Origin of the sequence: Deinococcus sp. (assembly GCF_018260405.1) — a bacterium.
GTDB lineage: Bacteria > Deinococcota > Deinococci > Deinococcales > Deinococcaceae > Deinococcus.
Genome location: NZ_JAGLBG010000004.1, coordinates 45,340 through 70,295, shown reverse-complemented (window position 1 = coordinate 70,295; position 24,956 = coordinate 45,340). Strand labels below are relative to the sequence as shown.

The 24,956-nt window shown below is 62.0% G+C and carries 16 protein-coding genes and 1 tRNA gene; 14 read left to right on the top strand and 3 right to left on the bottom strand.

All coding sequences use genetic code 11. The annotated features are described in order from the left end of the window. Window positions 1–137: 137 nt before the first annotated feature. The gene (locus QZ269_RS01475) at window positions 138–584 is read left to right on the top strand and encodes a hypothetical protein (RefSeq protein WP_291423530.1); all 447 of its coding nucleotides are present in this window, start codon (window positions 138–140) and stop codon (window positions 582–584) included. Further along, the gene (locus tag QZ269_RS01470; RefSeq protein ID WP_291423528.1) at window positions 581–898 is read left to right on the top strand and encodes an antibiotic biosynthesis monooxygenase; all 318 of its coding nucleotides are present in this window, start codon (window positions 581–583) and stop codon (window positions 896–898) included. Before QZ269_RS01475 ends, QZ269_RS01470 begins: the two co-directional genes overlap by 4 nt. 163 nt (window positions 899–1,061) lie before the next feature. Here QZ269_RS01470 and speA read toward each other — a convergent pair whose 3' ends face one another. Then, complete coding sequence (gene speA, locus QZ269_RS01465) at window positions 1,062–2,981, bottom strand: biosynthetic arginine decarboxylase (protein WP_291423526.1); 1,920 nt, start codon at window positions 2,979–2,981, stop codon at window positions 1,062–1,064. A 216-nt stretch (window positions 2,982–3,197) separates the two neighbouring features. On the opposite strand from speA, the gene QZ269_RS01460 reads away from it, so the two are divergent. From QZ269_RS01460 to QZ269_RS01445, 4 genes are all read left to right on the top strand, one after another. After that, entirely contained in the window at window positions 3,198–3,689 is a 492-nt protein-coding gene (locus QZ269_RS01460) for a hypothetical protein (protein ID WP_291423525.1), read from the top strand. 417 nt (window positions 3,690–4,106) lie between these two features. Further along, window positions 4,107–4,604, top strand: a complete 498-nt coding sequence (locus QZ269_RS01455; RefSeq protein WP_291423523.1) for an NUDIX hydrolase — start codon at window positions 4,107–4,109, stop codon at window positions 4,602–4,604. Window positions 4,605–4,631: 27 nt separating this feature from the next. Continuing rightward, complete coding sequence (locus QZ269_RS01450; protein WP_291423521.1) at window positions 4,632–7,394, top strand: valine--tRNA ligase; 2,763 nt, start codon at window positions 4,632–4,634, stop codon at window positions 7,392–7,394. 139 nt (window positions 7,395–7,533) lie between these two features. Then, window positions 7,534–8,667: an aminotransferase class V-fold PLP-dependent enzyme gene (locus QZ269_RS01445; protein ID WP_291423519.1), complete on the top strand. Its 1,134-nt coding sequence runs from the start codon at window positions 7,534–7,536 to the stop codon at window positions 8,665–8,667. A gap of 230 nt (window positions 8,668–8,897) precedes the next feature. Here the strand turns inward: QZ269_RS01445 and QZ269_RS01440 are convergent, their stop codons facing one another. Both QZ269_RS01440 and QZ269_RS01435 read right to left on the bottom strand, forming a co-directional pair. After that, entirely contained in the window at window positions 8,898–10,481 is a 1,584-nt protein-coding gene (locus QZ269_RS01440; protein ID WP_291423517.1) for a cation acetate symporter, read from the bottom strand. After that, entirely contained in the window at window positions 10,478–10,780 is a 303-nt protein-coding gene (locus QZ269_RS01435; protein WP_291423515.1) for a DUF485 domain-containing protein, read from the bottom strand. The genes QZ269_RS01440 and QZ269_RS01435 overlap by 4 nt, the downstream gene beginning before the upstream one ends. Before the next feature lie 231 nt (window positions 10,781–11,011). On the opposite strand from QZ269_RS01435, the gene moaA reads away from it, so the two are divergent. The 8 genes from moaA (at window position 11,012) to QZ269_RS01395 (ending at window position 24,461) form a co-directional block, all read left to right on the top strand. Then, complete coding sequence (gene moaA, locus QZ269_RS01430; RefSeq protein ID WP_291423513.1) at window positions 11,012–11,995, top strand: GTP 3',8-cyclase MoaA; 984 nt, start codon at window positions 11,012–11,014, stop codon at window positions 11,993–11,995. A 330-nt stretch (window positions 11,996–12,325) separates the two neighbouring features. Further along, on the top strand, window positions 12,326–13,018 hold the full coding sequence (locus tag QZ269_RS01425) for a GntR family transcriptional regulator (protein ID WP_291423511.1): 693 nt from the start codon (window positions 12,326–12,328) through the stop codon (window positions 13,016–13,018). A 408-nt stretch (window positions 13,019–13,426) separates the two neighbouring features. Beyond that, window positions 13,427–15,574 (top strand): glycogen debranching protein GlgX, encoded by a 2,148-nt coding sequence (gene glgX / locus QZ269_RS01420; RefSeq protein WP_291423509.1) that lies wholly within the window; start codon window positions 13,427–13,429, stop codon window positions 15,572–15,574. Between the two features lie 124 nt (window positions 15,575–15,698). Continuing rightward, window positions 15,699–17,597, top strand: coding sequence for a malto-oligosyltrehalose trehalohydrolase (treZ, locus tag QZ269_RS01415; protein ID WP_291423507.1), 1,899 nt, complete (start codon window positions 15,699–15,701; stop codon window positions 17,595–17,597). Next, window positions 17,594–20,530 (top strand): malto-oligosyltrehalose synthase, encoded by a 2,937-nt coding sequence (treY, locus tag QZ269_RS01410; RefSeq protein WP_291423505.1) that lies wholly within the window; start codon window positions 17,594–17,596, stop codon window positions 20,528–20,530. Before treZ ends, treY begins: the two co-directional genes overlap by 4 nt. 532 nt (window positions 20,531–21,062) lie before the next feature. Then, window positions 21,063–23,534, top strand: coding sequence for an endopeptidase La (lon, locus tag QZ269_RS01405; RefSeq protein WP_291423503.1), 2,472 nt, complete (start codon window positions 21,063–21,065; stop codon window positions 23,532–23,534). A gap of 202 nt (window positions 23,535–23,736) precedes the next feature. Next, window positions 23,737–24,264, top strand: a complete 528-nt coding sequence (locus QZ269_RS01400; protein WP_291423501.1) for a YqgE/AlgH family protein — start codon at window positions 23,737–23,739, stop codon at window positions 24,262–24,264. Between the two features lie 122 nt (window positions 24,265–24,386). Further along, window positions 24,387–24,461: transfer RNA gene (locus QZ269_RS01395), tRNA-Asn, on the top strand. Window positions 24,462–24,956 lie beyond the last annotated feature (495 nt).

Sequence of the window (24,956 nt, the reverse complement as noted above, 5' to 3'; positions counted from 1 at the left end):
TTTGGCAAAAGGAGAGGGTTTCTGCTGCCCAAGGCTGCTCCCGGCTGTTCCGGGGAGTGGCCTCCCTCTGGGGGCGGGGGCGCGAACAGCGGTCACACGCACCGTTGCGGCTGTCGGCGCCTTTTAGAATGGGGGCGATGAAAAAATTTGCCCTGTACCCCGTTATTTTGCTTTCTAGCGCCCTGAGTTGCGCTGCTCTGGCCGGTGGAACTGGCCCCGCGCCCGCCGCTGCCTACAGTGAAGTCTGGGAAGGCAGTTACAGTTGTGCGGGCGGCCCGACGAACGCCGGAGCACGGATCAGCATTGCCGACTGGTCGGGTAACACCTTCCGGGTGATCGGGGACATGTACCCGCTGCCCAGCAGCCCCCAGGTTCCGCGCGGCCAGGCCGAGCTGCGCGGAACCTTCAGCGGCAACCGCTTGACCCTGACCGCCGGGCGCTGGCTCAACCGTCCGGAAGGGTACGCGCTGCCGGAGCACCTCAGCGGCACCCTGGCGCTGGGCAATGACGACCGCAGCTTTACACTGAAGCTCGACCCCAACGACCTGAGCTGCACGCTGGGCGAGTTCAGGCGCGTCCGGTGATTACCGTTTCTAACCGGATTTATGTGGCGCCCGAGTACCACGCCGCGTTCGAAGCCCGCTTTGCCAATCGTCCCCGTAAGGTAGATGGGCGGCCCGGCTTTGTGTCGAATTACATCCTTAAGCCCGAGCAGGCGGGCGACCCCTACGTGGTGCTAGGCCTGTGGGAAAGCCGCGCGGCCTTCGAGGCGTGGCGCACGGCCCCCGGTTTCACGGAGGGGCACAAGGGCGGCCACACCCTGCCCCCCGAAGCGTTTACGCGCCCCAACGTGCTGGAAATTCATGAGATTATCGGCGGCAGTGAGGTAGACGGCTAAGGGGTTTTCCGGGGTTGTTCAGTGCTTGACAACAACGGTTTAGAGAGCTAAACCCCGACCGAAGGAAGAAGCTAAAGGTGGTGGTTGGGGGAAGTGCAGGTCATCCGGGAAAAGCCCCCAGATGACCGGGACGGTACTCGGCAGCCACTAGCGAACACTCGCCTCAGCTTTCGTATTCCAGGTAGGTGTAGCCCAGCAGTTCCTCGCCGTAGTCTTCGAGCAATTCGTTTTCTTCCTCGGTGGTCAGGGTCTTGGCCTTGATTGCTGCGTCGGCCTGATCCTCAATAGAGTCGCGCAGCATGGGTTCCTCGTAGCCCATTGACTCGATCATGCGCCTCGCCTTTTGCCCGCGCACGAACAGGTCGATGTTGAACTTGCCGCCGGGCCGCACTGTTATGTGCGCCTCGCTGACCTTGCCGAACAGGTTGTGCGAACTGCCCAGCACGTCCTGGTACGCTCCCATCAGGAACGCGCCCAGATAGTACGGTTGATCGCCAGGTTCGTGCAGCGGCAGCGTGGCCTTGACGTCGCGCAGGTCGATGAATTTCTCGATCTTGCCGTCGGAGTCGCAGGTGATGTCCACGATGGTCGCCTGCCGGGTTGGTTGTTGATCCAGGCGGTCGAGTGGCACGATGGGAAAGAGCGCCTGAATGGCCCAGTTGTCGGGCAGGCTCTGGAACAGCGAGAAGTTACAGATAAACTTGTCGGCCAGCACTTTTTGCAGGTCTTCGAGTTCGTCGGGGACATACTTTTCGTTCTGAACCAGCTTGGCGATTTTACGCAGGATCGCGTTGAACAGCGCCTCGCCGCGTGCGCGGTCTTGCAGGGTCACGTAGCCCAGGTCAAACAGATTGTGCAGGGTCTGCTTGTCGCCCACCGCGTCGTTGTACATCTCGCGGTAGTTGCGCAGGGTGATATTTTCCAGGCTTTCGTGCATGTCCTTAATCAGCTGGTGGCTGTCCTCGGCGGGGTCTACCAGGTCTTCGAGGTCGCGGGTAGGCCCAGTCACGTCGACCACCGGCATAATCAGCACAGCGTGGTGCGCGGTCAGCGCCCGGCCCGATTCCGAGACGATAATGGGTTCGGGCACCTCGCGGGCTTTGCAGACCTCCTGCACGGTATACACGATGTCGGCGGCGTACTCCTTGACGGTGTAGTTCATAGAGGCGTAAAAGGTCGTTTTGCTGCCGTCGTAGTCTACGCCCAGGCCGCCGCCCACGTTCAGATATTTCAGGTCTGCGCCAGCGGCAATCAGGCCCGCGTAGGTCTGCGCCGACTCGCGCACGGCCACCTTGACGCGGCGAATGTCGGTAATCTGCGACCCGATGTGGGTGTGCAGCATCACCAGACTGTCCAGCATATTTTCCTCTTTCAGCCGCTCGACCACGCGCAGCAGCTCGTAGGCGTTGAGGCCGAACTTGGCCTGGTCGCCGCCCGACTCCTCCCACTGCCCCGAGCCGCGTGCGTGCAGTTTGAAGCGCACTCCCACCGCTGGCTTGACACCCAAGGCTCTGGCCTGCTTTAAAATCCTGTCCAGTTCGCTGAATTTCTCAATGGTGATGACCACGTTCTTGCCGAGCGAGCGGCCCCAGAGGGCCAGCTTGATAAAGCCGTCGTCTTTGAAGCCGTTGCAGCACAGCAGCGCATCGGGGTGCATCTTCTGGGCCAGGCACAGCGCCAGTTCGGCCTTGCTGCCTGCTTCCAGGCCGTGCGCGTAGTCGTAGCCAGCGGCGGCAATGCTCTCGACGACCACCCGGCGCTGGTTGACCTTGATCGGGAACACGCCCTGGTAGTGCCCGCTGTAGTTGTACTCGGTAATGGCGGCCTGAAAGGCCTCATTGAGGTGTTTGACGCGGCCCGCGAGCACCTGCGGAAAGCGCAGGATGACGGGCAGGCTCTCGCCACGGTCTACGATCTCATCGACAATGGCGCGTAGTGGCGCGTGCAGGCCAGGGCTGGGGGTGACTTCCATATTACCCTTGTCGGATACGCGGAACCACCCGCCCGACCAGTTGGGTACCTGATAGAGTTCGGCGGCGTCAGTGGTGGTAAAGCTTCCTGGGATGGGGTTGGGGGCAGTCATGAGAGGCGTCCTCCTCCGGTGGGATAAGGCTCGCCGTGCGCGGGGTACGGTGAACAGGTGCTGCGCTGCTCGCGGACGCCGTGCGAAACCGGCACAAATCATACGGTAAGAAGGTGCGCCAGAGTGTCAACCGTTCAGCGTTACGGGCCGCGGGCCTGCCTTCCCCCCCCACCGGCGTGCTTGGCGTACCCCGCCGGAAAGAGGCATGCTATAGCTATGAATAGTCCCCAGCGCGACGAACTGCACCGCCTTGCCCAGTTGATTCGCCGGATTCAGGCCGACGGCGACGTCGGTCCCGACGATCTGGCCGAGGCGCTGATTTCTCAGGGTGTGCGCGTCAATGCCAGCCCCGAGCCACTGAACGAGCAGTGGCGTGCCGAGCGAGTCGAGCAGATGCTGCGCTACGCCGACGGAATTATGGTTAAGCCCGGCTCAGCCGTTACCAGGGCTTACCAGGTGGCCAGTTCCGACACGCGGGCGCAGTTCATCAGCCTGCTGCGGGCGCAACTGCTGAACAATCCTTACTTCTACCTGGGAATGCAGACTACCGGCGAAATGGTTCGGGCCTTGACCGCCGTGCCTGAACTGGCCGAAGCCTACGCCCGCCTGACCCCTGACGAACGCAAAACCTGGCTGGGACAGCTCCGCGACGCCTGGCACGATTTCCGTCAGGCGGCCACGGCTTTTGGACTGCCGGAAATGGCCTGACCTAAGCACGCCTCTTTGCCTGCCGACCCTGCGACGGGCGGGGTGATGAAGGATTGAAAAGCCCCCCGCCGCGCCCTAGACTCTGCCTAGCAGTGACCGGGAGGAGTACCCGGCAAGCGCACTCCAAGAGAGTTCAGGCCGTGGCTGAAAGCCTGAGCGAGTGCGCCCCGGAGAAAGTCGCCCGTGAGCCAGAACGGAAGAACAGCCGCGCCAGCCGCCCAGTAGACCCGTCCGGGTGCGCCCGATACAGCGCAGGCGAGTGCTTAGGCGCAGTGTCTAAGAAGCGCGGTGGTAACGCGGGATTTGGCTGAACTGGTCAACGTCTCGTCCGCATACGGAGTCAAGTCCGGCGGGCGGGGCCTTTTTTTGATGCTTGGGCCGCGGGGCAAATGGCAAAAGGCTCAGAGGGGGCAACACTTGGAAACCGCGCAACATAACCTCAGCTTTACGGATTTGGCCCAGGCGCAGGCCTATGCCCAGGCTCACTGCCTGCCGGAGAAAGCTGTGGGCTACACCGTGCGCGGCGCTGAACTGCTGGTCTTTGACCATATGCTGGGTGGCGTCGCGGGCGTACAAGTTGTCTCAGGCGGTCTGGAAGTGGGCGAAACGCCTGAACAGGCGGCCCTGCGCGACGCTAACGGGCAAACCGGACGCAGCGGCTTTGGCTCTAGCGCGGCTCTGAGCAGCTTGGTCTGGTTGAATAGTGAACACGCCCAGCGCGAAATGCGCCGTTTTGTTTACCTCACCGCGCCCGCTGGCCTGCCCGACACCTGGCCGCACCCCGCCAACCGCTGCCTGTTTTCCTTCCGCTGCGAGCCGTTGCACGCGCCTGGGCTGGACTCGGAGGGGGAAAGAGCCGCGTCGCGGCGAAAGGGTAGGGGGTCTTGCACGCGAGGCGTCTCTTTTCTTCACTAGCCACCAACCACTCACCGAGGTAATTCAATGACCGACACTCACACCCCAACCCCCCAAACCCCCGAACTCCCCACCCAGTTTGACCCCACCACCACCGAACCCAAGTGGGCCGCCAAGTGGCGCAATGAGCCGTTTCGCGCCGATGCCACTAGCGGCAAAGACCCCTTTACCATCGTGATTCCGCCGCCCAACGTAACCGGCAACCTGCACCTGGGCCACGCGCTGGACAACACCCTGATTGACACCTTGATTCGCTACAAGCGCATGGCGGGCTTCGAGGCGCTGTACCTGCCGGGCATGGACCACGCGGGCATTTCCACGCAGGTAGTGGTCGAGCGGCAGCTCAAGGACGCTGGAACCAACCGCCATGACCTGGGCCGTGAGAATTTCCTGGAAAAAGTCTGGGACTGGAAAGCTAAATCCGGCGGCATGATTCTTGACCAGCTGACCCGCTTAGGCGTCAGCGCCGACTGGACACGTGAGCGCTTCACGATGGACGAGGGCCTGTCCCGCGCCGTTCGCGCCCAGTTCGTCAAGCTGTACCACGGTGGGCTGGCCTACCGGGGCGAGCGCATCGTGAACTGGGACCCCGCCTCTCAGACCACCCTGTCTGAACTCGAAATTGACCGCGAAGTCCGCAAGGGCAAGATGTACACGCTGTCGTACAAGCTGGAAAACCCGGCTGAGGCAGCCAGCAACGGCGACGCGGGCGAAATCCGCATTGCCACCGTGCGCCCCGAAACCATCTTTGCTGACCAGGCGATTGCCGTTCACCCCAACGACGAGCGCTTCAAGCATCTGGTGGGCAAAAAGGCCCGCATCCCGCTGACTGAGCGACTTGTGCCTATCATTGCCGACGAAGCCGTGGAGATGGATTTTGGCGTCGGGGCGCTGAAAATTACGCCCGCGCACGACCCCACCGACTTTGAGGTGGGCGAGCGCCACGGCCTGCCGCGCCCCAGCGTGATTGACCTGGACGGTAACTTGACGACCGACGAACTGGTGCCTGCCGAATTTCAGGGCCTGGAACGCTTCGCCGCCCGCAAAGCTGTGGTCAAGGCGCTGGAGGAAGGCGGCGACCTGCTGGAGCAGAAAGACCACGACACCGCCATCGGCCTGTCCGAGCGCACCAAAGTCCCGGTAGAGCCGATTATTTCCGAGCAGTGGTTCGTGCAGATGAAACCCTTTGCCGCGCAGGTGTTGGACGGGTTGGAAAAGGGCGAAATCAGGCTGACGCCGGAGCGCTACGCCAAGGTCAACCGTGACTGGCTAGAGAATATCCGCGACTGGAACATCAGCCGCCAGCTGTGGTGGGGCCACCAGATTCCCGCCTGGTACGACGAGGAAGGCAACATCTATGTGCCCGACCCCGAGAACCCGGAACTGGACTGCGACGTTGACCCGCGCTACCGTCACCTCAACCTGCGCCGCGACCCCGACGTGTTCGATACCTGGTTTTCCTCTAACCTGTGGCCCTTTTCCACGCTGGGCTGGCCTGACACCGACAGTGAGGACTTCCAGAAGTTCTACCCCACGCAGGTGCTGGTGACCGGCTACGACATCCTGTTTTTCTGGGTGGCGCGCATGCAGATGGCGGGCTACGGCCTGACCGGGCAAGCGCCGTTTAGCACGGTGATGCTGCACGGCCTGTACCTGGACGCCAAAGGCCAGAAGATGAGCAAGAGTAAGGGCAACGGCATTGACCCGCTGGAACTGTTCGACCAGTACGGCGTCGACGCCTGCCGCTTCGCCTTCACGTTCCTAAGCACCGGCGGGCAAGACATTAAGCACGACGCCCGCCGCTTTGAACAGGGCCGCAACTTTGCCAACAAGCTCTGGAATGCCACCCGCTTTGCGCTGATGCGTCTGGGCGAGGGCATTCCCGCACTTACCGGCGACGACGACCTGACCCGTTATGTCCGCAGCACGCTGGAAAAACCCGACGGTGCCAGCCCACGCAGCCGCGACGCGCTCGCCCAGCTCAAGACGCGCAGCGACCTTACCCTCGCTGACCGCTGGATTATTTCCCGCCTGAACGCCGTGACCGCCGAAGCCTCCGCGCAGCTGGACGCCTTCGACATCGGGGCCGCCATCCGCACGCTGTATTCGTTTACCTGGGACGAGTTCTGCGACTGGTATATCGAGGCCGCCAAGCCTGCATTGAGCAGCGGAAACCTCGGCACGATGGCGACCCTCAAGGCCGTGCTGGAGCACATTCTGAAGCTGCTGCACCCATTCATGCCGTTTATTACCTCCGAGCTGTACGGGGCACTGGGTCACCGCCGCCAGATTGCCGTACACAGCTGGCCCAAAGAGGACGCCGCCCTGCACGACGCCGAGGCCACCCACGCCTTTGACGCTCTGCGTGCCGCTGTAGCCGCTGCCCGCAGCCTCAAGAGCGAACTGGGGCTGTCGCCGCAGGACCGCCTGAATGTGGCTGTGGAAGGCGAACTGGCGGGCGTGGTCGGTGAAAATTCCCGCGTGGTAGAGAGCATCGCCAAGGTAAACCTCGTGACACTGCTGGAAGGCCGCACGCTGAGTCTGGTGGAACAGGGCGTGACCATCCGCGCCCCGCTTGAAGGCACAGTGGACATGGCCGACTGGCTGAAAAAACAGCAAAAGCGCCTGCAAGAGCTGGACAAGCAAATCAAGCAGGCCGAGGGCAAGCTAAGCAACGAGGGCTTTGTGGCCCGCGCCCCCGCCGAGGTGATTGAGGAAGAGCAGCGCCGGATTAAGGATTTCGGGGCGCAGAAGGAGCGGCTGGAGGGGGTGCTGGCGCAATTCGGATGATGGAAAAGTAGGTGCTGGATGATGGAGGAAAAGGCCCGCTGCCAGCGGAGCAAACGCCCTGGCCGTCTTCCTGCTCCAGTGCCAGCAGGCAAATGGCGGCTAGAGTTCACACCGGAGTTCTCTCCGCTATCCTGTGCCCATGCCTGCCCTGCGCCCCGATATTGACCCTGACGGCCTGCTTGAATACTCGGTGGTCTATACTGACCGCTCGCTGAACCACATGTCTGCCGTATTCCAGGGGGTCATGCGCGACCTCTCGGTGGACCTGAAGGCGGTGTACCACGCGCAGGCGGTGGCTCTCATTCCGGGGTCGGGCACTTCGGCCATGGAAGCCGTGGTCGATCAGTTGGCGCAGGGGCAAAAGTGCCTCGTGTTGCGCAACGGCTGGTTCAGTTACCGCTGGTCGCAGATCGTCGAGGCCAGCCGCCTGCCCGAGTCGGTCACGGTGCTTAACGCCCAGGCCCCGCAAGCTGGCCCGCAGGCCGCGTACGCCCCCGTGCCCATCGGGGAAGCGGTAGCCGCCATTCGCCGGGAACGCCCCGCCCTGGTCTTTGCGCCCCACGTCGAAACGTCGTCCGGCCTTCTTTTGCCTGATGACTACATCAAAGCTCTGGCCGGGGCGACCCACGAGGTCGGAGGTCTGCTGGTCATCGACTGCATCGCCTCGGGCTGTGTATGGCTGGATATGCAGGCCCTCGGCATCGACGTGCTTATCTCGGCCCCGCAAAAAGGTTGGAGCAGCACGCCCGGCGCCGGGCTGGTCATGCTGAGTGACGCTGCCGTGGCCCGCGTGGAAGCCACCGACTCGGTCAGCTTTACCCTTGATCTTAAAAAGTGGCTGAGCATCATGAAAAGTTACGAGGACGGCGGCTTCGCCTATCACGCGACCATGCCCACCGACAGCCTGCGCCAGTTCCGCGATACGGTGCAGGAAGTCAAAGCCTTTGGGCTGGACAAGGCCCGTGACGCGCAGTGGGAACTTGGCAATCAGGTTCGCAGGGTGCTGGAAAGCGCGGGCTTTCGCAGCGTGGCCGCGCCCGGTTTCGAGGCTCCTGGCGTGGCGGTCTACTACACCGACGACGCCGACATCCAGTCGGGTAAGGCGTTCAGGGCGCACGGCCTGCAAATCGCGGCGGGCGTGCCCCTCAAGGTCAATGAACCAGCCGGGTTCAGCACCTTCCGCATCGGGCTGTTCGGCCTCGACAAGTTGCAGGACGTGCCCGGCGCGGTCAGCCGCTTCGAGGCGGCGCTGAACAAGGTAATCGGCCAGTAATCTTCTGCCGTTGTGGTTCATCAATGGTTCGGACACTGTTAGAGCATTTTGCAAAAAGATGGTGCTCTTTTGACCCTCTTTTTGCCGAGTGGAACGAGTGAACAAGAAAGAGCAGGACGTGAAATGAAGGGGGCAGCGATGTTTTTTCTACGCGCCCATAATTCGGAGAACGGCTCTAAGACGGACTGCCGATTGAATCTGGTTATTTCAGGTTCAATCGGCAGTTCGCATCAGTCGTGGGCCACTGAACCGTCCATTCCAGCTCCAGTGTAAGCGCGGTACTGCATGGCCTCGAATTCCTGTTCCTCGTTCTCGCGTCGGCGGCCCAGCAGTGCTCCGGCGGCGGCCAGAGCAAAGCCAGCCGGGATGCTAATAATCCCTGGGTTTTCCAGCGGGAAAATCGCATTGCGCTGGATAAGGTGTCGGGCAGTTTTCAAGTCCGGCTTGTCGATCTTCATGATGTTCGGGCTGATCGCGATTAGGCTCAGGGTCACGACCAGTCCGCCGACGATGCCCCAGATAGCGCCATTGGCGTTGAAGCGCCGCCAGAACAGCGTGTACAAGATGACCGGCAGGTTGGCACTCGCCGCGATGGCGAAGGCCAGCGACACCAGAAAAGCCACGTTTTGGTTCTTGGCGATCAGGCCCAGCAAGATAGCCACGATGCCCACCGCGACGGTGGCGATGCGGGCGACCCGGAACTGTTCGGCGTCACTGGCCTGCCCGTTCTTGATCACCCCGTTGTAGATGTCGTGCGTAAAGCTGGTGCTGGCGCTGATGGTCAGGCCCGCAACCACGGCCAGAATCGTGGCGAAGGCGACGGCGGTTACGAAGGCCAGCCCGAACTGCCCGCCCAGCGAGTTATGGCCGCCTCCCAGCGCCTCGGCCAGCAGCGGCGCGGCCATGTTCCCGGCCTTGTTGGCGGCTTCGATGGCGGTCTTGCCGACCAGCACGTTGGCGGCGTTGCCCATCAGGGCCGTCATGGCGTAGAACGCCCCGATCAGGCCCATCGCCACGACCACGCTCTTGCGGGCGTCCTGGGCGGTGGGCACGGTAAAGAAGCGCACCAGGATGTGCGGTAGTCCGGCGGTGCCCAGCACCAATGCGAGGCACAGGCTGATCAGATCGAGGGGGTTTTTGTACTTCAGGCCCGGACTTAGGAAATCGGCCCCGCTCTTGTCCTGCACGGCTCCCAGCAGGGTACTGAACGAGAAACCGAACTTGGCGAGAATCATTACGCTCATAACAATCGTGGCGGCCATCAGCAGCATCGCCTTGATGATCTGGACCCAGGTGGTGGCCAGCATTCCGCCGACCACCACGTAAATAATCATCAGTACGCCGACCAGTGGAATGGCGAGGTCCGGCTTGATCACGTTGCCCGAGAGTAGAGAAATCAGGCTACCCGCGCCGACCACCTGCGCGATCATGTAGAAAGTACTCACGGCGATGGTCGAAAAGGCCGCGTAGGTGCGGACGCGGGGGTCTTTGAGGCGGTAGACTAGCATGTCGGCCAGGGTGTATTTGCCCAGGTTACGCAGCGGCTCGGCCACGATGAACAGCACTGTCAGGTAGGCGATGAACCAGCCCACCGAGTACATAAAGCCGTCGTACCCGTTCAGGGCGATCAGCCCCGTGATCCCCAGGAACGACGCCGCCGACATGTAATCTCCGGCAATGGCGATGCCGTTTTGCGTGGCGCTGATCTTGCCCCCGGCCACGTAGAAGTCCCCGGCGCTGCTGTTGCGCCCCGAGGCCCAGAAGGTCACGCCCAGCGTAATGGCGACGATAATGGCGGCCAGCAAAAAAGTCATCGCTTGGCTTCCTCGGCCATACGGTCAAACGCCTGGGCGCGGCGCACATAAATGGCCGCCATGACCCAGCCCATGATGATCTCGGCAAAGGCCAGCACATACCCGAAGGTGATGTTTCCCATGACCTTGCTGGCCATCAGCGGTTTGTTGAAGCCCGCCAGAAGAGGCAAAATAAAGTACATCACCAGAAAGCTGATGGTCATGGTAAGCAGGAAGCTGTTCTTCTGGGCGACCAGCTGCTGGTAGGCCGCGTTACGGGTGGGCAGGGAACTGGCTTGGGGCGCGTGTGAAACGGTCATAAGAGCCTCCTGAATACTGGCATGAGAGCTGCAATGAGAGCGGTCGGCATCAAAATTCGACTAATGGACGCTCGGTTCAGAATGTGGGTACGTACACAGTATAAGCCCGTGAAGACACCATCAGTGAGGGCGGTCTAACCCTGTCTGCTGAAGGGTCACAGCCTGGTTGATTGATTCTCAGATTGGGGGAGAACCCCTGTTGCCAGCTGCCCGAGCGGGTATCGTAAGAGGATGCTTCTCGACCGGCTGGGCCGCCCACTGCGCGACCTGCGAATCAGCGTGACCGACCGCTGCAATCTGCGCTGCACGTACTGTATGCCCGCTGAGTTCTTTGGCCCTGACCACGCTTTTTTGCCCCGCGACGAGCTGCTGTCGTTCGAGGAAATAGAGCGCCTGACCCGCGTTTTCGTGCTGCTGGGCGTGCGGAAACTCCGCATTACAGGCGGCGAACCGACCTTGCGGCGCGACCTGCCCGAGCTGATTGGCCGCCTCAGCCGCATCGGGGGCGTGCAGGACCTCGCCATGACCACCAACGGCTTGCTGCTGCCGCGCTTTGCGGCTGGTCTTAGGGCCGCGGGGCTTCAGCGTGTTACGGTCAGCATCGACAGCCTCGACCCGGAAGTGTTCGGGCACATGAACGGTTTAGGCACCCATCCGCAGAAGGTGCTGGACGGGATCGAGGCGGCGCTTCAGGCCGGGTTGGGCGTCAAGATTAATACGGTGGTGCAGCGCGGCGTTAACGACGACGGTCTGCGCGAGCTTTGGCTGGCGCTGCGCGACCTCGCGCCGGTGCGCTTCATCGAGTTTATGGATGTCGGCAACCACAATGGCTGGAACATGGACAGCGTGGTGCCCTCGCGTGAAGTGCTGGCGCGGCTGGGTGAAGCTTTTACGCCTGTTGACCCCGGCTACCGGGGCGAGGTCGCTGCCCGCCACGTAGGCGCCGGGCACGAGGTCGGCCTGATTTCCTCGGTTACGGCTCCCTTTTGCGGCGACTGCTCCCGCGCCCGGATTTCGGCGGTAGGCGTGCTGTATCCCTGCCTTTTCGCGGGAAGTGGCACCGACCTGCGTGCGCCGCTGCGCTCCGGGGCCAGTGATGCTAGGCTCTCAGAGCTGCTTGGCGGGGTCTGGTCGGCCCGCACCGACCGATACAGCGAGGAACGCGGCGAAGTGACCCGCTCTGGCAAGGTCGAGATGTCGCACATCGGCGGTTAAGGCTGCTCCTGCCGCGCCCCGCCACCTTCAAAAGACTCTGAAAGCTGCTGACCCTGAATTCTGTCAGACTGTACGGCGTGCTGTTGGCGCCTCAGTGCGGCGCATCCCTGATAAACTACCAGTCCTGAGCGTGAGAGTGTATTTTGCCCTGTGGAACGGCCCCTATTCTTTCGTTGGCTCTCTTCTTCTGACGGAATAAGGCCACGACTGAAAAATGTGGGGGGCTTTTGTCTCCAACCTTGTAACAGTTCAGACAACCAGGAGTAGGAACTACACTAAAGTTAGGATTGGCTTAAGACTCCGTTTAATGCGGATGGCTCGGAGGGATGTATGGCGAAGTATCCGCTGATCAAGACCACACTGAAAGACCGTCTGCTCGGCGGTCATTACGTAGAAGGGCTGCCGCTGCCCAGCGAGCCGCAACTGGCCCGTGAATTTGAAGTCTCGCGGATGACGGCCCGCCGCGCCATAGACGAACTGGAACGCGAAGGATACGTTTACCGGGTGCAGGGCGCTGGAACCTTCCCGACGGGCAAGCGCTTCCGCCAGGGCATGTTCCGCGTGCGGCCTTTCAAGGAATGGGCGCGTCACCCCGACCACCGCACCACCGTGCTGCGGGCCATGCAGATTGAGGCCACCCCCGAAATTGCTGTGGTGCTGCAGATCAATCCCGGCGACCCGGTCATCTTTGTTCACCGCCTGCGAATGGCCGGTGACGAGGCGCTGGTCATCGAGAAACGCTACATCAATGCGGCGCTGGCTCCGGGGCTGCTGGAACACAACCTAAACGTCGAGAGCATTCATGAAACAATGGTCAGCATGGGCGTTCCCCTTCAGCGCGTCGAGCAGAACCTCGAAGCTGTCAATCTGCGCCAGGAGGAAGCCGACCTGTTGCGGGTTCCAGTGGGCGTAGCCGCCTTCTTGCTGCGCCGCACGACCTACAGCGGCCCCAAGCGGGCGACCTATGTCAACTACTGGGTGCGTGGCGACCGTTACGCCTTTCAGGATACCTTTGAACCCTGAACGCCTTTCAAAGGTGAACGGCCGTCTGGTACGGCAAGCCATCTCGTTGTGGCGTTTTCTTACCTGGAGCGCCGACAGCAATACTTTGAAGTCGCCTCTGCTTCTAAGAACCGGCCGGGTGATGTTTGCATCACCGCTCCGAACGGACTTGCAAAGCTGCGGGGCAGAGCGCGTAGGCAAGAGCTCCTTAGTATCTTTAATACGGACTGCCGTCTGTTTAGTTGACCACCCTCCCAGGCACCGGGGCGCTCATTCCACACCCGGAACCCCTATCTCTGCTGTTTGCTCTGCGGAGCCGCCCTACAAGTCCCTCCGGGTTGAAAGGTTTGCACATCTTTGAACCGGAGTCCGTATAAAAACTGTAGTCATCAGGTGGTTCGCTCGCCTGGATCAAGGAGTTTAGACCGTATGCCTAACAGCGAAAAATCCCCGATGACCCTGCGCCCCGGCCAGCCCTTTCCACTGGGGGCCACCTGGGACGGCAAAGGCACCAACTTCGCCGTGTTCAGCGAGAACGCCAGCGCCGTAGAACTGTGCCTGTTTAGTGGGGACGGCCAGGAAACGCGCTTTACCCTGCCCGAACCCACCGCCTTCGTGTGGCACAGCTACCTGCCTGGCATCGGCCCCGGCCAGCGCTATGGCTACCGCGTACACGGCGAGTACGCCCCCGAACGCGGTCTGCGCTTTAATCCCAATGTGGTGCTGCTCGACCCCTACGCCAAAGCCCTGGACGGCGTAGAGCAGTTCGACAAAGGTGTATTCGGCTACGCGCCGGGCAAAGACGACCTGACCATGCAAACTGAGGAACAGCGCGGCGCACCCCTGGGCATCGTCGTTGACCCCATGTTCAACTGGGTGGGCGATGTCAAGCCGAATATTCCCTTTCACCAGTCGGTGATTTACGAGGCGCACGTCAAGGGCCTGACCATGACCCACCCCGACGTGCCGGAAGCCCTGCGCGGTACCTACGCCGGGATTGCCACCGAGCCGGTGCTGAGCTACCTCAAGGAACTGGGCATCACCGCTATCGAATTTTTGCCGGTGCATCAGCATGTGGACGACCCCTTTTTGCTTGCCAAGGATCTGACCAACTACTGGGGCTATAGCACCCTGAACTTTTTTGCGCCCGACGTGCGCTACTCCGCCGAGGCCCGCAAAGGCCACCCGGCAGGCGCGGTCGCCGAGTTCAAAAACATGGTGCGGGCGCTGCACGACGCGGGCATAGAGGTCATTCTGGACGTGGTGTATAACCACACCGCCGAAGGCAACCACATGGGGCCGACCATGAGCTTCAAGGGGATTGACAACCCCACCTATTACCGCCTGGTCGGTACCGACCCGCGCTTTTACTTTGATTACACCGGCACCGGCAATAGCCTGAACGTGCGCCACCCACAGACGCTGCAACTGATTATGGACAGCCTGCGCTACTGGGTCACCGACATGCACGTAGACGGCTTCCGCTTTGACCTCGCCAGTACGCTGGCACGCGGTCTGCATGAGGTAGATCAGCTTTCCGGCTTTTTTACCATTATTCACCAGGACCCCATCATCAATCAGGTCAAGCTGATTGCCGAACCCTGGGACGTGGGCGAGGGCGGCTATCAGGTTGGTAACTTTCCGGTGGGCTGGGCCGAGTGGAACGGGATTTACCGCGACCAAATGCGGGCTTTCTGGAAGGGCGACGGCGGGCTGGCCTCCGAAATCGGCTACCGCCTGACCGGTTCTAGCGACCTGTATCAGAATGACGGGCGCAAGCCCTACGCCAGCATCAACTTTGTCACTGCCCACGACGGCTTTACCCTGCGTGACAGCGTGACTTACGAGAACAAGCACAACGAGGCCAACGGTGAAGACAACGCCGACGGATACAACCACAACGTGACCTGGAACTGTGGCGTGGAAGGCGAAACCGACGACGCCGAAATCAACAAATTGCGCGGTCAGCAGATGCGGAACTTCCTGGCGACGCTGCTGCTGGGCCAGGGCACGCCGATGATTCTGGGCGGCGACGAGTTTGGCCGCACGCAGAAGGGCAACAACAACGCCTACTGCCAGGACAACGAAATCAGCTGGTACGACTGGGACAATATGGACAGGTCGCTGCTGGACTTCACCAGAAAGGTGATTGCGCTGCGTAAGGCCCACCCCAGCCTGCACCGCCGCAAGTTCTTCAGCGGGCGCACCATTCGCGGCGAGAACGTGCGCGACATCGTGTGGCTGCGCTTTGACGGGCAGGCCATGACCGACGCCGACTGGGACAACCACCAGACCCAGAGTCTGGGCATGTTTCTAGACGGCGAGGGCCTGGACGACATAGACGAGAGTGGCTACCCGCTCAAGGATGACAACCTGCTTTTGCTGCTGAGCAGTTCTTATGTGGATTTGCCCTTCAGGATGCCCGACTTTACGCACTGCGACGAGTGGGAGCTGCTGCTGGACACCACCGACGACGCCGCCCACGAGTTGCTGAAAAGCGGTGAGGAAACCACCCTTAAAGGCCGCAGCGTAAAGCTGTACCGCAGCAAACGGGCCGAGGCTGAGCTGCCCAGTTAGTAAGTCCCCTGCCCCTTACTCTGCTGCCCAGCTTTTGACAGACCCTACGCCCTGAGCCACCGCCAGGGCGCGGTTTTTAACCCGCCGACCTGCACACGCCATCTGCGCGCCACAGGAGCCAATCATGCCCCAGTCTTCCACTCCTTCCCAGTCTCACAGTGCCTCTCAGTCGTCCCTGAGCACTCAACAAGAGTCTGACGCCCTCGCCAGCCGCCTCGGTGCTCACCCCCTGCCAGACGGGAGCGGCACCCGCTTTCGCCTCTGGACATCCACCGCCAGAACAGTCGCCGTGCGCGTGGACGGCAATGACCACACCATGCACTCGCAGGGCGGCGGAATTTACGATCTGGTTTTGCCCGTGCAGCCCGGCGCGAAATATAAATTTGTGCTGGACGACGCGGCGTGGCCCGACCCCTACGCCCGCTTTTTGCCGGACGGGGTCCACGGTGAGGCCGAGGTCATGGATCTGCACCAGTACCGCTGGCAAACTACCGACTGGCGCGGCCTGCCGCTTAAAAGCTGCGTGTTCTATGAGTTGCACATCGGCACCTTCACGCCTGAAGGGACTTACGCCGCCGCCCAGGCCAAGCTGCCTTACCTCAAGGGATTGGGCATTACGGCGTTGCAACTCATGCCGCTGGCGGCCTTTTCCGGTGAGCGCGGCTGGGGGTACGACGGCGCGGCGCTGTACGCCCCCTACGCGCCGTATGGCCGCCCGGAGGCGCTGATGGCCTTCGTGGACGCCGCGCACGGGCTGGGGCTGGGCGTGTTTCTGGACGTGGTGTACAACCATTTCGGGCCGGACGGCAATTATCTGAGCCTTTACAGCCCACAGTATTTTACCGACCGCTTCAGTAGTGCGTGGGGCGCGAGCCTGGACTACGCCGAGCCTCACATGCGACGCTTCGTGACCGGAAATGCCCGGATGTGGCTGCGCGACTACCGCCTGGACGGGCTGCGGCTGGACGCGACTCAGGCCATGCAGGACGACAGCGAGACGCACATTCTGGCTGAGCTGGCGCAGGAGGTGCACAGGCTGAACGGCACCCACCTGCTGCTGGCCGAGGACTACCGCAACCTGCCTGAACTGGTGACGCAGCATAAGCTGGACGGCATCTGGATTGACGACTTTCACCACGAGGTGCGCGTGACGCTGACCGCCGATCAGGACGGCTATTACGCGCCCTACCAAGGCGGCGCGGCGGCTCTGGCGAACACCATTGAGCGGGGCTGGGTCTTTGAGGGCCAGTGGTGGCCGCTGGAGGACAGGCCGCGTGGTAAACCCGCCGACGCGCTGGGGGCCGCCAGTTTCGTGTACTTCATTCAGAACCATGACCAGGTGGGCAACCGCGCTATAGGTGACCGGATTCACCACCTGCCGCAGGTTTCGCCGGAGCGCTTCCGGGCCGCGTCCATGCTGCTGCTGACGCTGCCGATGACGCCGCTGCTGTTCATGGGCCAGGAATGGGCCGCCAGCACGCCGTTTCCCTTTTTCAGTGACCATCACGGCGAACTGGGCGCAGCCATTAGCGAGGGCCGCAAGAAGGAATTTGAGGGTTTCGCGTCGTTCAAGGGTGAGGACATCCTTGACCCGCAGTCTGCCCAGACCTTTGAGGTGGCAAAACTGCACTGGGACGAGCAAAGCGGCGGCGAACACGCCAAAACACTTGGGCTGTACCGCCAGCTGTTGAAGCTGCGAAAGACCGACCCGGTGCTGCAAAACCGCGACCGCCAGAACCTCAGCGCCGGAAGCGTGGCGGGCGACTTGCTGTGGGTTCGCACCGTGACTGACGCCGGGGAGCGGGCGCTGCTGTGGAACCTCGGCGCGGCGGAACTGAAGCTGGACAGCCTGTCCCTGCCGTTTGAGTTGCCGGGGGATGTGGTGGCGTATAGCGAGTTTTTACCCTCCCCACCTGCCGGGGAAGGCCCTGCGGAGCAAGGGGAGGGGGGGCGTGTGACCACCTCCACCAGGAAGGATAAGCTGAAACCGGGCCACGCCGTTCTCCTCGGACGCGGCGCATGACCCTGACCCCTCCACAAGCCACAAGCCACGCGTCACAAGCCTTTTCCTGTTCCCCACTCCCTACTTCCTACTTACCTTCCTCCACCTACCGCCTTCAGCTCCACGCCGGATTCCCCTTCGCCGCCGCGCAGAAAATCCTGCCGTATCTGGCGCGGCTGGGCGTCACCGGCGTGTACCTCTCGCCCATCTGGGCCAGCAGCCCCAGCAGCACGCACGGCTACGACGTGACCGACCACACCCAGGTCAACCCCGAACTAGGCGGCCTCGGCGGGCTGCGGCGGTTCGCGGCGCGGGCGCACGAGCTGGGGCTGGGGCTGGTGGTGGACTTTGTGCCGAACCATATGGGCATTGCGGGCGGCCATAACCCGTACTGGGAGGATGTGCTGCAACACGGGCAGGCCAGCCGCTACGCCCACTTTTTTGACATTGCGTGGCAGCCGCTCAAGCGGGCGCTGGAAGGCAAGGTGCTGCTCCCCACGCTGGGCGACCAGTACGGGCGCGTGCTGGAGCGCGGCGAATTGCAGATCCACTGGACGGGCCAGCGGTTTGTGCTGGCGTACTGGGACAGAAATCTGCCCCTCTCGCCCCGCAGCGTGGCCCAGCTGCTGGCCGGGGCGCTAGACGACTTCCCCGCCCGCGCGGGCGACCTGCACCGCGCAGAACTTGCCAGCATCACCCGCAGCCTTCAGACCCTGCCGCGCAGCACCGAGGCTAGCCTTTCCGACGATGACTGCCTCGCCCGCGCCCAGGAGGTGGACGTGGCCTCGCGCCGCCTGGGGACGCTGCTGGAAACTTCCAAACCCGTGCGCGAGGCCGTGCGCCGCACCCTGGACGCTATCAACGCCGACCCTAAGCGTCTGGACGCGCTGGTGGCCGAGCAGAATTACCGTCTGGCGTACTGGAAAGTCGCCGCCGAGGAGATCAACTACCGCCGCTTTTTTGACATCAATGATCTCGCGGCGCTGCGGATGGAAGACCCCCGCGTATTTGAGTGGGCGCACTCGCTGCTGTTTGAACTGCTGCGCGGGGGCGTGGTGCAGGGCGTGCGCCTTGACCACACCGACGGGCTGTACGACCCGGCGGGGTATTTTGCGGCTTTACAGGCGGGGGCTGGGGAAGCGCTTGCCCCCCAGACGGTTTCGCTGGCAGCTGCCCTGAAAAGGGAGCCGGGAGAGTTGCTGTCTTCCTTCTCAGGCGAGAAGCCCGAAGCGCAGAGGGGTCTTTATGTGGTCGCCGAGAAAATCCTGGAACCCGGCGAGCAACTTCCGCCCGACTGGGCCGTTCACGGCACCACCGGCTACGACTTTCTGGCGCAGCTGGGCGGCGTCTTCGTGGACCAGGCCAACGAGGACGAACTGGGGGCTATCTACCGGCGTTTTACCGGTGACCGCGAGGCCTACCCGGCGCACCTGTACCGGAGCAAACTGCTAATTCAGCGCGTGTCGTTGCCCGGCGAGGTCAACGTGCTGGCCGAGCATCTGGAACAGCTGGCCGAAACGGGGCCGCACTCGCGGGATTTTACGCTTAGCACGCTGCGGGGGGCCTTGCGCGGGGTGATTGCCAGCTTTCCGGTCTACCGCAGTTACGTTCGCCCCGACGGTCAGCGCGAACCCAATGACGACGCCCGGATTGCCCAGGCCATACACGACGCCAGAGCGCACAACCGCACTGACGGCACACCGCTCGACCCGTCAGTATTTGAGTTCCTGCACGCTGTTCTGACGCTGAATGCCCCCGACGCGCCGACGCGGGCCGCCTACGCCGACTTTGCCCTCAAGTTTCAGCAGCTCACCGGGCCAGTCACCGCGAAAGGGGCCGAGGACACGGCGTTCTACCGCTACGCCCGCCTGCTCTCGCTGAACGAGGTGGGCAGTGACCCGGCGCATTTCGGCACACCGGTTAAGGTCTTTCACGCACTGGCACGCGAACGGGCCAAAAAGTGGCCCCACGCGATGCTGGCGGGCAGCACCCACGACACCAAACGCGGCGAGGACACCCGCGCCAGAATCAGCGTCCTCAGCGAGCTTCCGCAGGGCTGGGCCGCCTTCTTGAGCCAGTGGAACCGCCTGTTCAACGACCTGCAAACCCGCCTGGACGATACGCACGCGCCGACCCTGCTGGACGTGTATGTGCTGCTGCAAAACGTGCTGGGGGCCTATCCGCTGGGTGGTGACCTGACCGATTTCCCAGACCGAATGGCCGCCTATATGCAAAAGGCGGCGCGGGAAGCCAAGCTGCGAACCAGCTGGGCCACCCCCGACGAGGGCTACGAAGCCGCGCTGGAGCAGTTTACCCGGCAGCTGCTGACGCACCCGGAGTTTATGAGCAGCCTGGGCGAAGTTCACCGCCGCATCAGCCCGTATGGAGCGCAGAACGGCCTCAGCGCCGCGCTGGTGCGTCTGACCGCCCCCGGCGTGCCCGACACCTACCAGGGCTGCGAGGGCTGGAACCAGAGCCTCGTTGACCCCGATAACCGCCGCCCGGTAGATTACCCGGCGCACGGGCGCGTGCTGGCGCGACTGGAACGCGGTCACGACGTGGCCCTGACCCGCAAGTTGCTGGATAGTTACGAGGACGGAGCCGTCAAGACGCTGGTAACCTGGGCCGCCTTGCAAACCCGGCGGGCGCATCCGGAACTGTTCGCGGCGGGTGACTACCAGCCCATTGAGGCCGGAAAGTACCTGCTGGCCTTTGCCCGCACGCACGCAGGACAGACCGCCGTGACCGTCGCGCCCCGGCTGGCCCTTACGCTGACCAAAGAAAAACACCCCTGGGCGCTGGGCGAAAGCTGGGGCAATAGCACGCTAACGCTGCCCGCCGCCGGAACTTATACCAATGTTTTGACCGGTGAGACGTTGCGGGTACGCGCCGCGAAAGTGCCGCTGGCAAAAGTGCTGGAGGACTTTCCCTTGGCTCTGCTGGTGCGGGAGTAGGAGGTGCGCGGTATTGGGTGAGCAGTAGCTGTAATACGGACTGCCAATAGACCTCTTGCAAAAGTCGCGCATTAGATTTGCTCCTACGCGCCCCGCTCGGCAAAAGCGGGGACTTGGGGCGGCCCGACCCCCACTTTGCAACAGGCCGATTCTGCAAACTCTGTATAAACGGTGCGGCCTACACCCTTATACGGATTCCGATTGATTTGGTGCAGTTCCGAATCAATCCGAGCGGATGCGAGTAGGAACAACATACGGGTTTCGCGGTATGGAGCCGCAGGCAGTGTCTTCCCGACTGTGGCGGAATTTAGCGGAATCCGTATTACCCCTCATCCCTAAACCTTCGCTCAGGGCCGGATGAGGGCGCGATCAGACTTGCGGTGTGCATTTTTGGCGTAGCAGACGGCTTTTAGGCCAAATGGCCTACCCTCGGCTTCACTTGTCGGGACACCTGAAACTTGATATAGTCACACTCAAGTTTCCTGTTATTCCAGGCGACCCCGTTCCGCTCCGGCGGGCGAAAGGAGTCAAAATGTCAACCGAAAGCACTCCGCTTCCCAAGAATGTTCCCGTCTGCCCCGTGCGTGGCAGCGTTATTTATCCGACGATGGTGCAGCATATCGACGCCAGCCGCGCCATTTCCATCAATGCTATCGAGGCCGCCATGAGCGGCGAAAAAGTTATCCTGATCGTCTCGCAGCGCGACAAGGATGTTGACGATCCCAAGGGCGCTGACCTGTACGATGTCGGCACCGCCTGTAACGTGCTGCGCGTGCGAAAAAACCCTGACAGCACCGTGCAGATGCTTGTCTCGGCGGTGGCGCGTGTGAAGGCCAGCAACTACCAGCACGGTGACTATCTGAGTGCCGATATCGAGGTGCTGGAAGCCGCAAAGAACAATGAGGTCGAGGTTCAGGCCCTGACCCGTGAGCTGCGCGAGAAGTTCGACGCGATCGCGGCGGGCGGAAAGCTGAACGCTGAGGCCGTGCAAACCGTTAACGGCAAGGATGATGTGGGTGAGATGGCCGACCAGATCGCCTTCAACCTTGATTTCAAACTTGAAGATAAGCAGGCCCTGCTGGAAACCGTCAGCCTGACCCAGCGCCTGAGCAAGCTGCTGACGCTGCTGGACACCGAACAGGAAGTTCAGAGCCTGCAACAGAAGATTCGCACCCAGGTCAAGGAAGAGATCGACAAGAACCAGCGCGAGTATTACCTGCGCGAGCAGATGAAGGTCATTCAGAAGGAGCTGCACGGCGGCGACGACGACGAGGGTGACGAGGCCGAGCAGTTCCGCACCAAAATCGACGCGCTGGGGCTCAAGCCCGAGGTCAAAAAGGAAATTGACCGCGAAGTGAACCGACTGGCCCGGATGCACCCCGACGCCGCCGAGGCTTCGGTTATCCGCACTTACCTGACCTGGGTTACCGAACTGCCCTGGAACGAGCGTAGTGAGGATCGCCTGGACGTGGACGAAGCCGCGCAGGTCATGGACGATGACCACTACGGTCTGGATAAGGTCAAAGACCGCGTGCTGGAGTTTCTCGCCGTGCGCCGCCTGCGCAAGCAACGTGCCGAGCGCGGCGAACTGAGCGCCGACGAGGTCAATAAAGGCCCGATTCTGGTGTTTACCGGCCCTCCCGGCGTGGGTAAAACCTCTATCGCGCAGAGCATCGCCAAGTCGCTGGGGCGCAAGTATGTCCGCATTGCACTGGGCGGCGCACGCGACGAGAGCGATATCCGGGGCCACCGCCGCACCTACATCGGCGCGATGCCAGGCCGCCTGATTCAGGGCATCCGCACGGCAGGCACCAAGAATCCGGTCATTTTGCTGGACGAGGTAGACAAGCTTGGCAGCAGCTACCAGGGCGACCCCTCGGCGGCGCTGCTGGAAGTCCTTGACCCCGCGCAAAACCAGCACTTCACCGACCACTACATGGGCGTGCCGTTCGACCTCAGCGAAGTGATGTTTATCGCTACGGCGAACTACCCCGAGCAGATTCCGCCCGCGCTGATGGACCGCATGGAAGTCATCGAGTTCAACAGCTACATCGAGCAAGAAAAGCTGGAAATTGCCAAGCGTTACCTGCTGCCGCGCCAGCTTTTGCAAAACGGCCTGAAGTCCAACCAGATCGTGTTCAGCGACGCCGCGCTGGAAAAACTGATCTCGCACTACACCCGCGAGGCCGGGGTACGCAATCTGGAACGCGAAATCGGTACGGTGCTGCGTAAGGTGGCCCGCCAGATTGCCACTGGCAAGACCAAGAAGGCCCGTATCACTGATAAGGAGCTGGAAAAGTTCCTCGGTCAGCCGCGCCACATGCCTGAAACCGAGGGCAAGGAAGACATGGTAGGGGTGTCCACCGGCATGTTCTACACGCCCGTCGGCGGCGACATTCTGTTCGTGGAAACCAGCATCATGCCCGGTAAGGGTGGGTTAGTGCTGACCGGGCAACTGGGCGACGTGATGAAGGAATCGGCCCGCGCCGCCCTGACCTACGCCAAGAGCAACGCCGAGCGCTTTCACATCGACCGTGAAAAGCTCGACAACAGCGAAATTCACATTCACGTTCCCGCCGGAGCGATTCCCAAGGAAGGCCCCAGCGCGGGCGGCGCGATGGCGACCAGTCTGATTAGCGCCCTAACCGGCATTCCGGCCCGTCACGACGTCGCCATGACCGGCGAGATGACCCTGACCGGGCGTTACCTGCCCATCGGCGGCCTGAAGGAGAAGGTGTTGGGCGCACGCCGCGCCGGAATCAAGCACATTATTCTGCCCAAGGCCAACGAGCGCGACATTGAGGACATTCCGCTGCATCTGCGCACCTCGATGAGCTTCCACCCCGCCGAGACGCTCGATCAGGTGCTCGACGTATCGCTCGTCGGTGGCCTGAAGGCGCTGGAAGCCCCGCGTGACGGCAGCGTCGTGCCTCCGGCGACTCCGCCAAGTGGTGGCAGCAAGCGCAAGCCCGCCCGCCGCAGCGGAACAGGGGCCAGTGCGTAAGCTTTGGCACCCGGTCTCGGGGAACTGGGGTCAGGAGTAGGCGAAGCGGCGGGCCAAGAGGAGACCGACCGCGTAGACGCAAGTTATGCATGACCCGTTATGCATAACTTGGAAGAAGCCAAGGTAGAGGGATAACCAGCGTGCCGCCCACCTTAAGATGCTAGGTGGGTTTTTCATGACCCGACTCGGTATGCTGGGGGCAATGTCAGGCCCTCTTACCTTCTTGGCTGCCAGTCCTCATTTGCGAGGTGAGCTGTTCGAGAACGCCGTGATTCTGCTGCTGGAACACGACGAGCAGGGCGCTCTGGGGCTTATTATCAATCTCCAAACGCCGCAAACCGTTTCGGAGCTGATGGCCGATGCTCCGGGGCAATATGAGCAGGCCTGGTTGGGCGGCCCGGTCGATCCGACGCTGGGCTGGTGCCTTTATCAGCGCTCTGTCGGGTTTGAAGGCGAGGTCGAACTGGTAGCGGGGCTCTATATGAGCAGCAGTCTGGAAGTGTTGCGGGCAGTCATGGATAGCAAGCAGACTTACATGCTCGTGCTGGGCTACACCGGCTGGGGACAGGGGCAACTGGCCCAGGAAGCCCGTCAAGGCGTGTGGCTGTGGGTCGAGCAGGACACGCCTGATTTGCTCTGGCAGGTTGCCGCTGCCGAACGCTGGGATGAGGCCTTTCGGCGACTCGGCGTCAATCCCGGGACTATCATGCCGGGCGGCGCACAAGCCTGAGCTGGGGCAGGGGGGAGCCGGAGCAGGGGGGCTTGCACGAACGGGAAAAGGCGTGCTACTATCCCTCTCGCGCCGGAAACGGCCAGCCACAGTGCCTGGTTCTCTACTCCAGCACAGCGTATTCGGCAGTAGCTCAGTGGCAGAGCGTTCGACTGTTAATCGAATGGTCGTAGGTTCGACCCCTACCTGCCGAGCCATACATAAACTTCCCCGTCACTGGCGGGGATTTTTCGTTTTGGGCTTCTGGCGTCTGCGCGTCAGCTGTGATCGGGTGCCCCCAAAATGACCTGAAATCTCGCCAAAAAGAGCCAATATGTCCACTGGATGACGTGCTGTATGAGCGGCGCCCTTCGCATGCTGGTGTTCAGGGCCTGTTCCTCAGCCATACTGGTGAGCACCTGACCAAGAACGGCATCACCCTGCGGCTTGTGATACCAAACGCCATAATAATTGTCATTTGGTGATCGAAGGGTCTAAGGGCTAAAGAACTTCGTCTGGCTGCGCTATTTTGGCGCCTAAGCGTTCGGCACGCTTTTATGACACCATAGTTCTGAGGATTGGTATAAGTTCCCCCATTAACTGGGCATACAGGTTCACGAGATCATTCTCGCAATCCAGCTCTGGCGCGTGGCACAGGTCGAGTCTGATGAAAGGAAAACACGACCTGATTGAGACTGAGGTGCTCGCTTGTC

Excerpts from the sequence above, each read along its gene's own strand:
- QZ269_RS01475 (WP_291423530.1), top strand. The coding sequence starts at position 138 with ATGAAAAAATTTGCCCTGTACCCCGTTATTTTGCTTTCTAGCGCCCTG.
- speA (WP_291423526.1), bottom strand. The coding sequence starts at position 2,981 with ATGACTGCCCCCAACCCCATCCCAGGAAGCTTTACCACCACTGACGCC.
- QZ269_RS01460 (WP_291423525.1), top strand. The coding sequence starts at position 3,198 with ATGAATAGTCCCCAGCGCGACGAACTGCACCGCCTTGCCCAGTTGATT.
- QZ269_RS01450 (WP_291423521.1), top strand. The coding sequence starts at position 4,632 with ATGACCGACACTCACACCCCAACCCCCCAAACCCCCGAACTCCCCACC.
- QZ269_RS01445 (WP_291423519.1), top strand. The coding sequence starts at position 7,534 with ATGCCTGCCCTGCGCCCCGATATTGACCCTGACGGCCTGCTTGAATAC.
- QZ269_RS01440 (WP_291423517.1), bottom strand. The coding sequence starts at position 10,481 with ATGACTTTTTTGCTGGCCGCCATTATCGTCGCCATTACGCTGGGCGTG.
- QZ269_RS01435 (WP_291423515.1), bottom strand. The coding sequence starts at position 10,780 with ATGACCGTTTCACACGCGCCCCAAGCCAGTTCCCTGCCCACCCGTAAC.
- moaA (WP_291423513.1), top strand. The coding sequence starts at position 11,012 with ATGCTTCTCGACCGGCTGGGCCGCCCACTGCGCGACCTGCGAATCAGC.
- QZ269_RS01425 (WP_291423511.1), top strand. The coding sequence starts at position 12,326 with ATGGCGAAGTATCCGCTGATCAAGACCACACTGAAAGACCGTCTGCTC.
- glgX (WP_291423509.1), top strand. The coding sequence starts at position 13,427 with ATGCCTAACAGCGAAAAATCCCCGATGACCCTGCGCCCCGGCCAGCCC.
- treZ (WP_291423507.1), top strand. The coding sequence starts at position 15,699 with ATGCCCCAGTCTTCCACTCCTTCCCAGTCTCACAGTGCCTCTCAGTCG.
- treY (WP_291423505.1), top strand. The coding sequence starts at position 17,594 with ATGACCCTGACCCCTCCACAAGCCACAAGCCACGCGTCACAAGCCTTT.
- lon (WP_291423503.1), top strand. The coding sequence starts at position 21,063 with ATGTCAACCGAAAGCACTCCGCTTCCCAAGAATGTTCCCGTCTGCCCC.
- QZ269_RS01400 (WP_291423501.1), top strand. The coding sequence starts at position 23,737 with ATGTCAGGCCCTCTTACCTTCTTGGCTGCCAGTCCTCATTTGCGAGGT.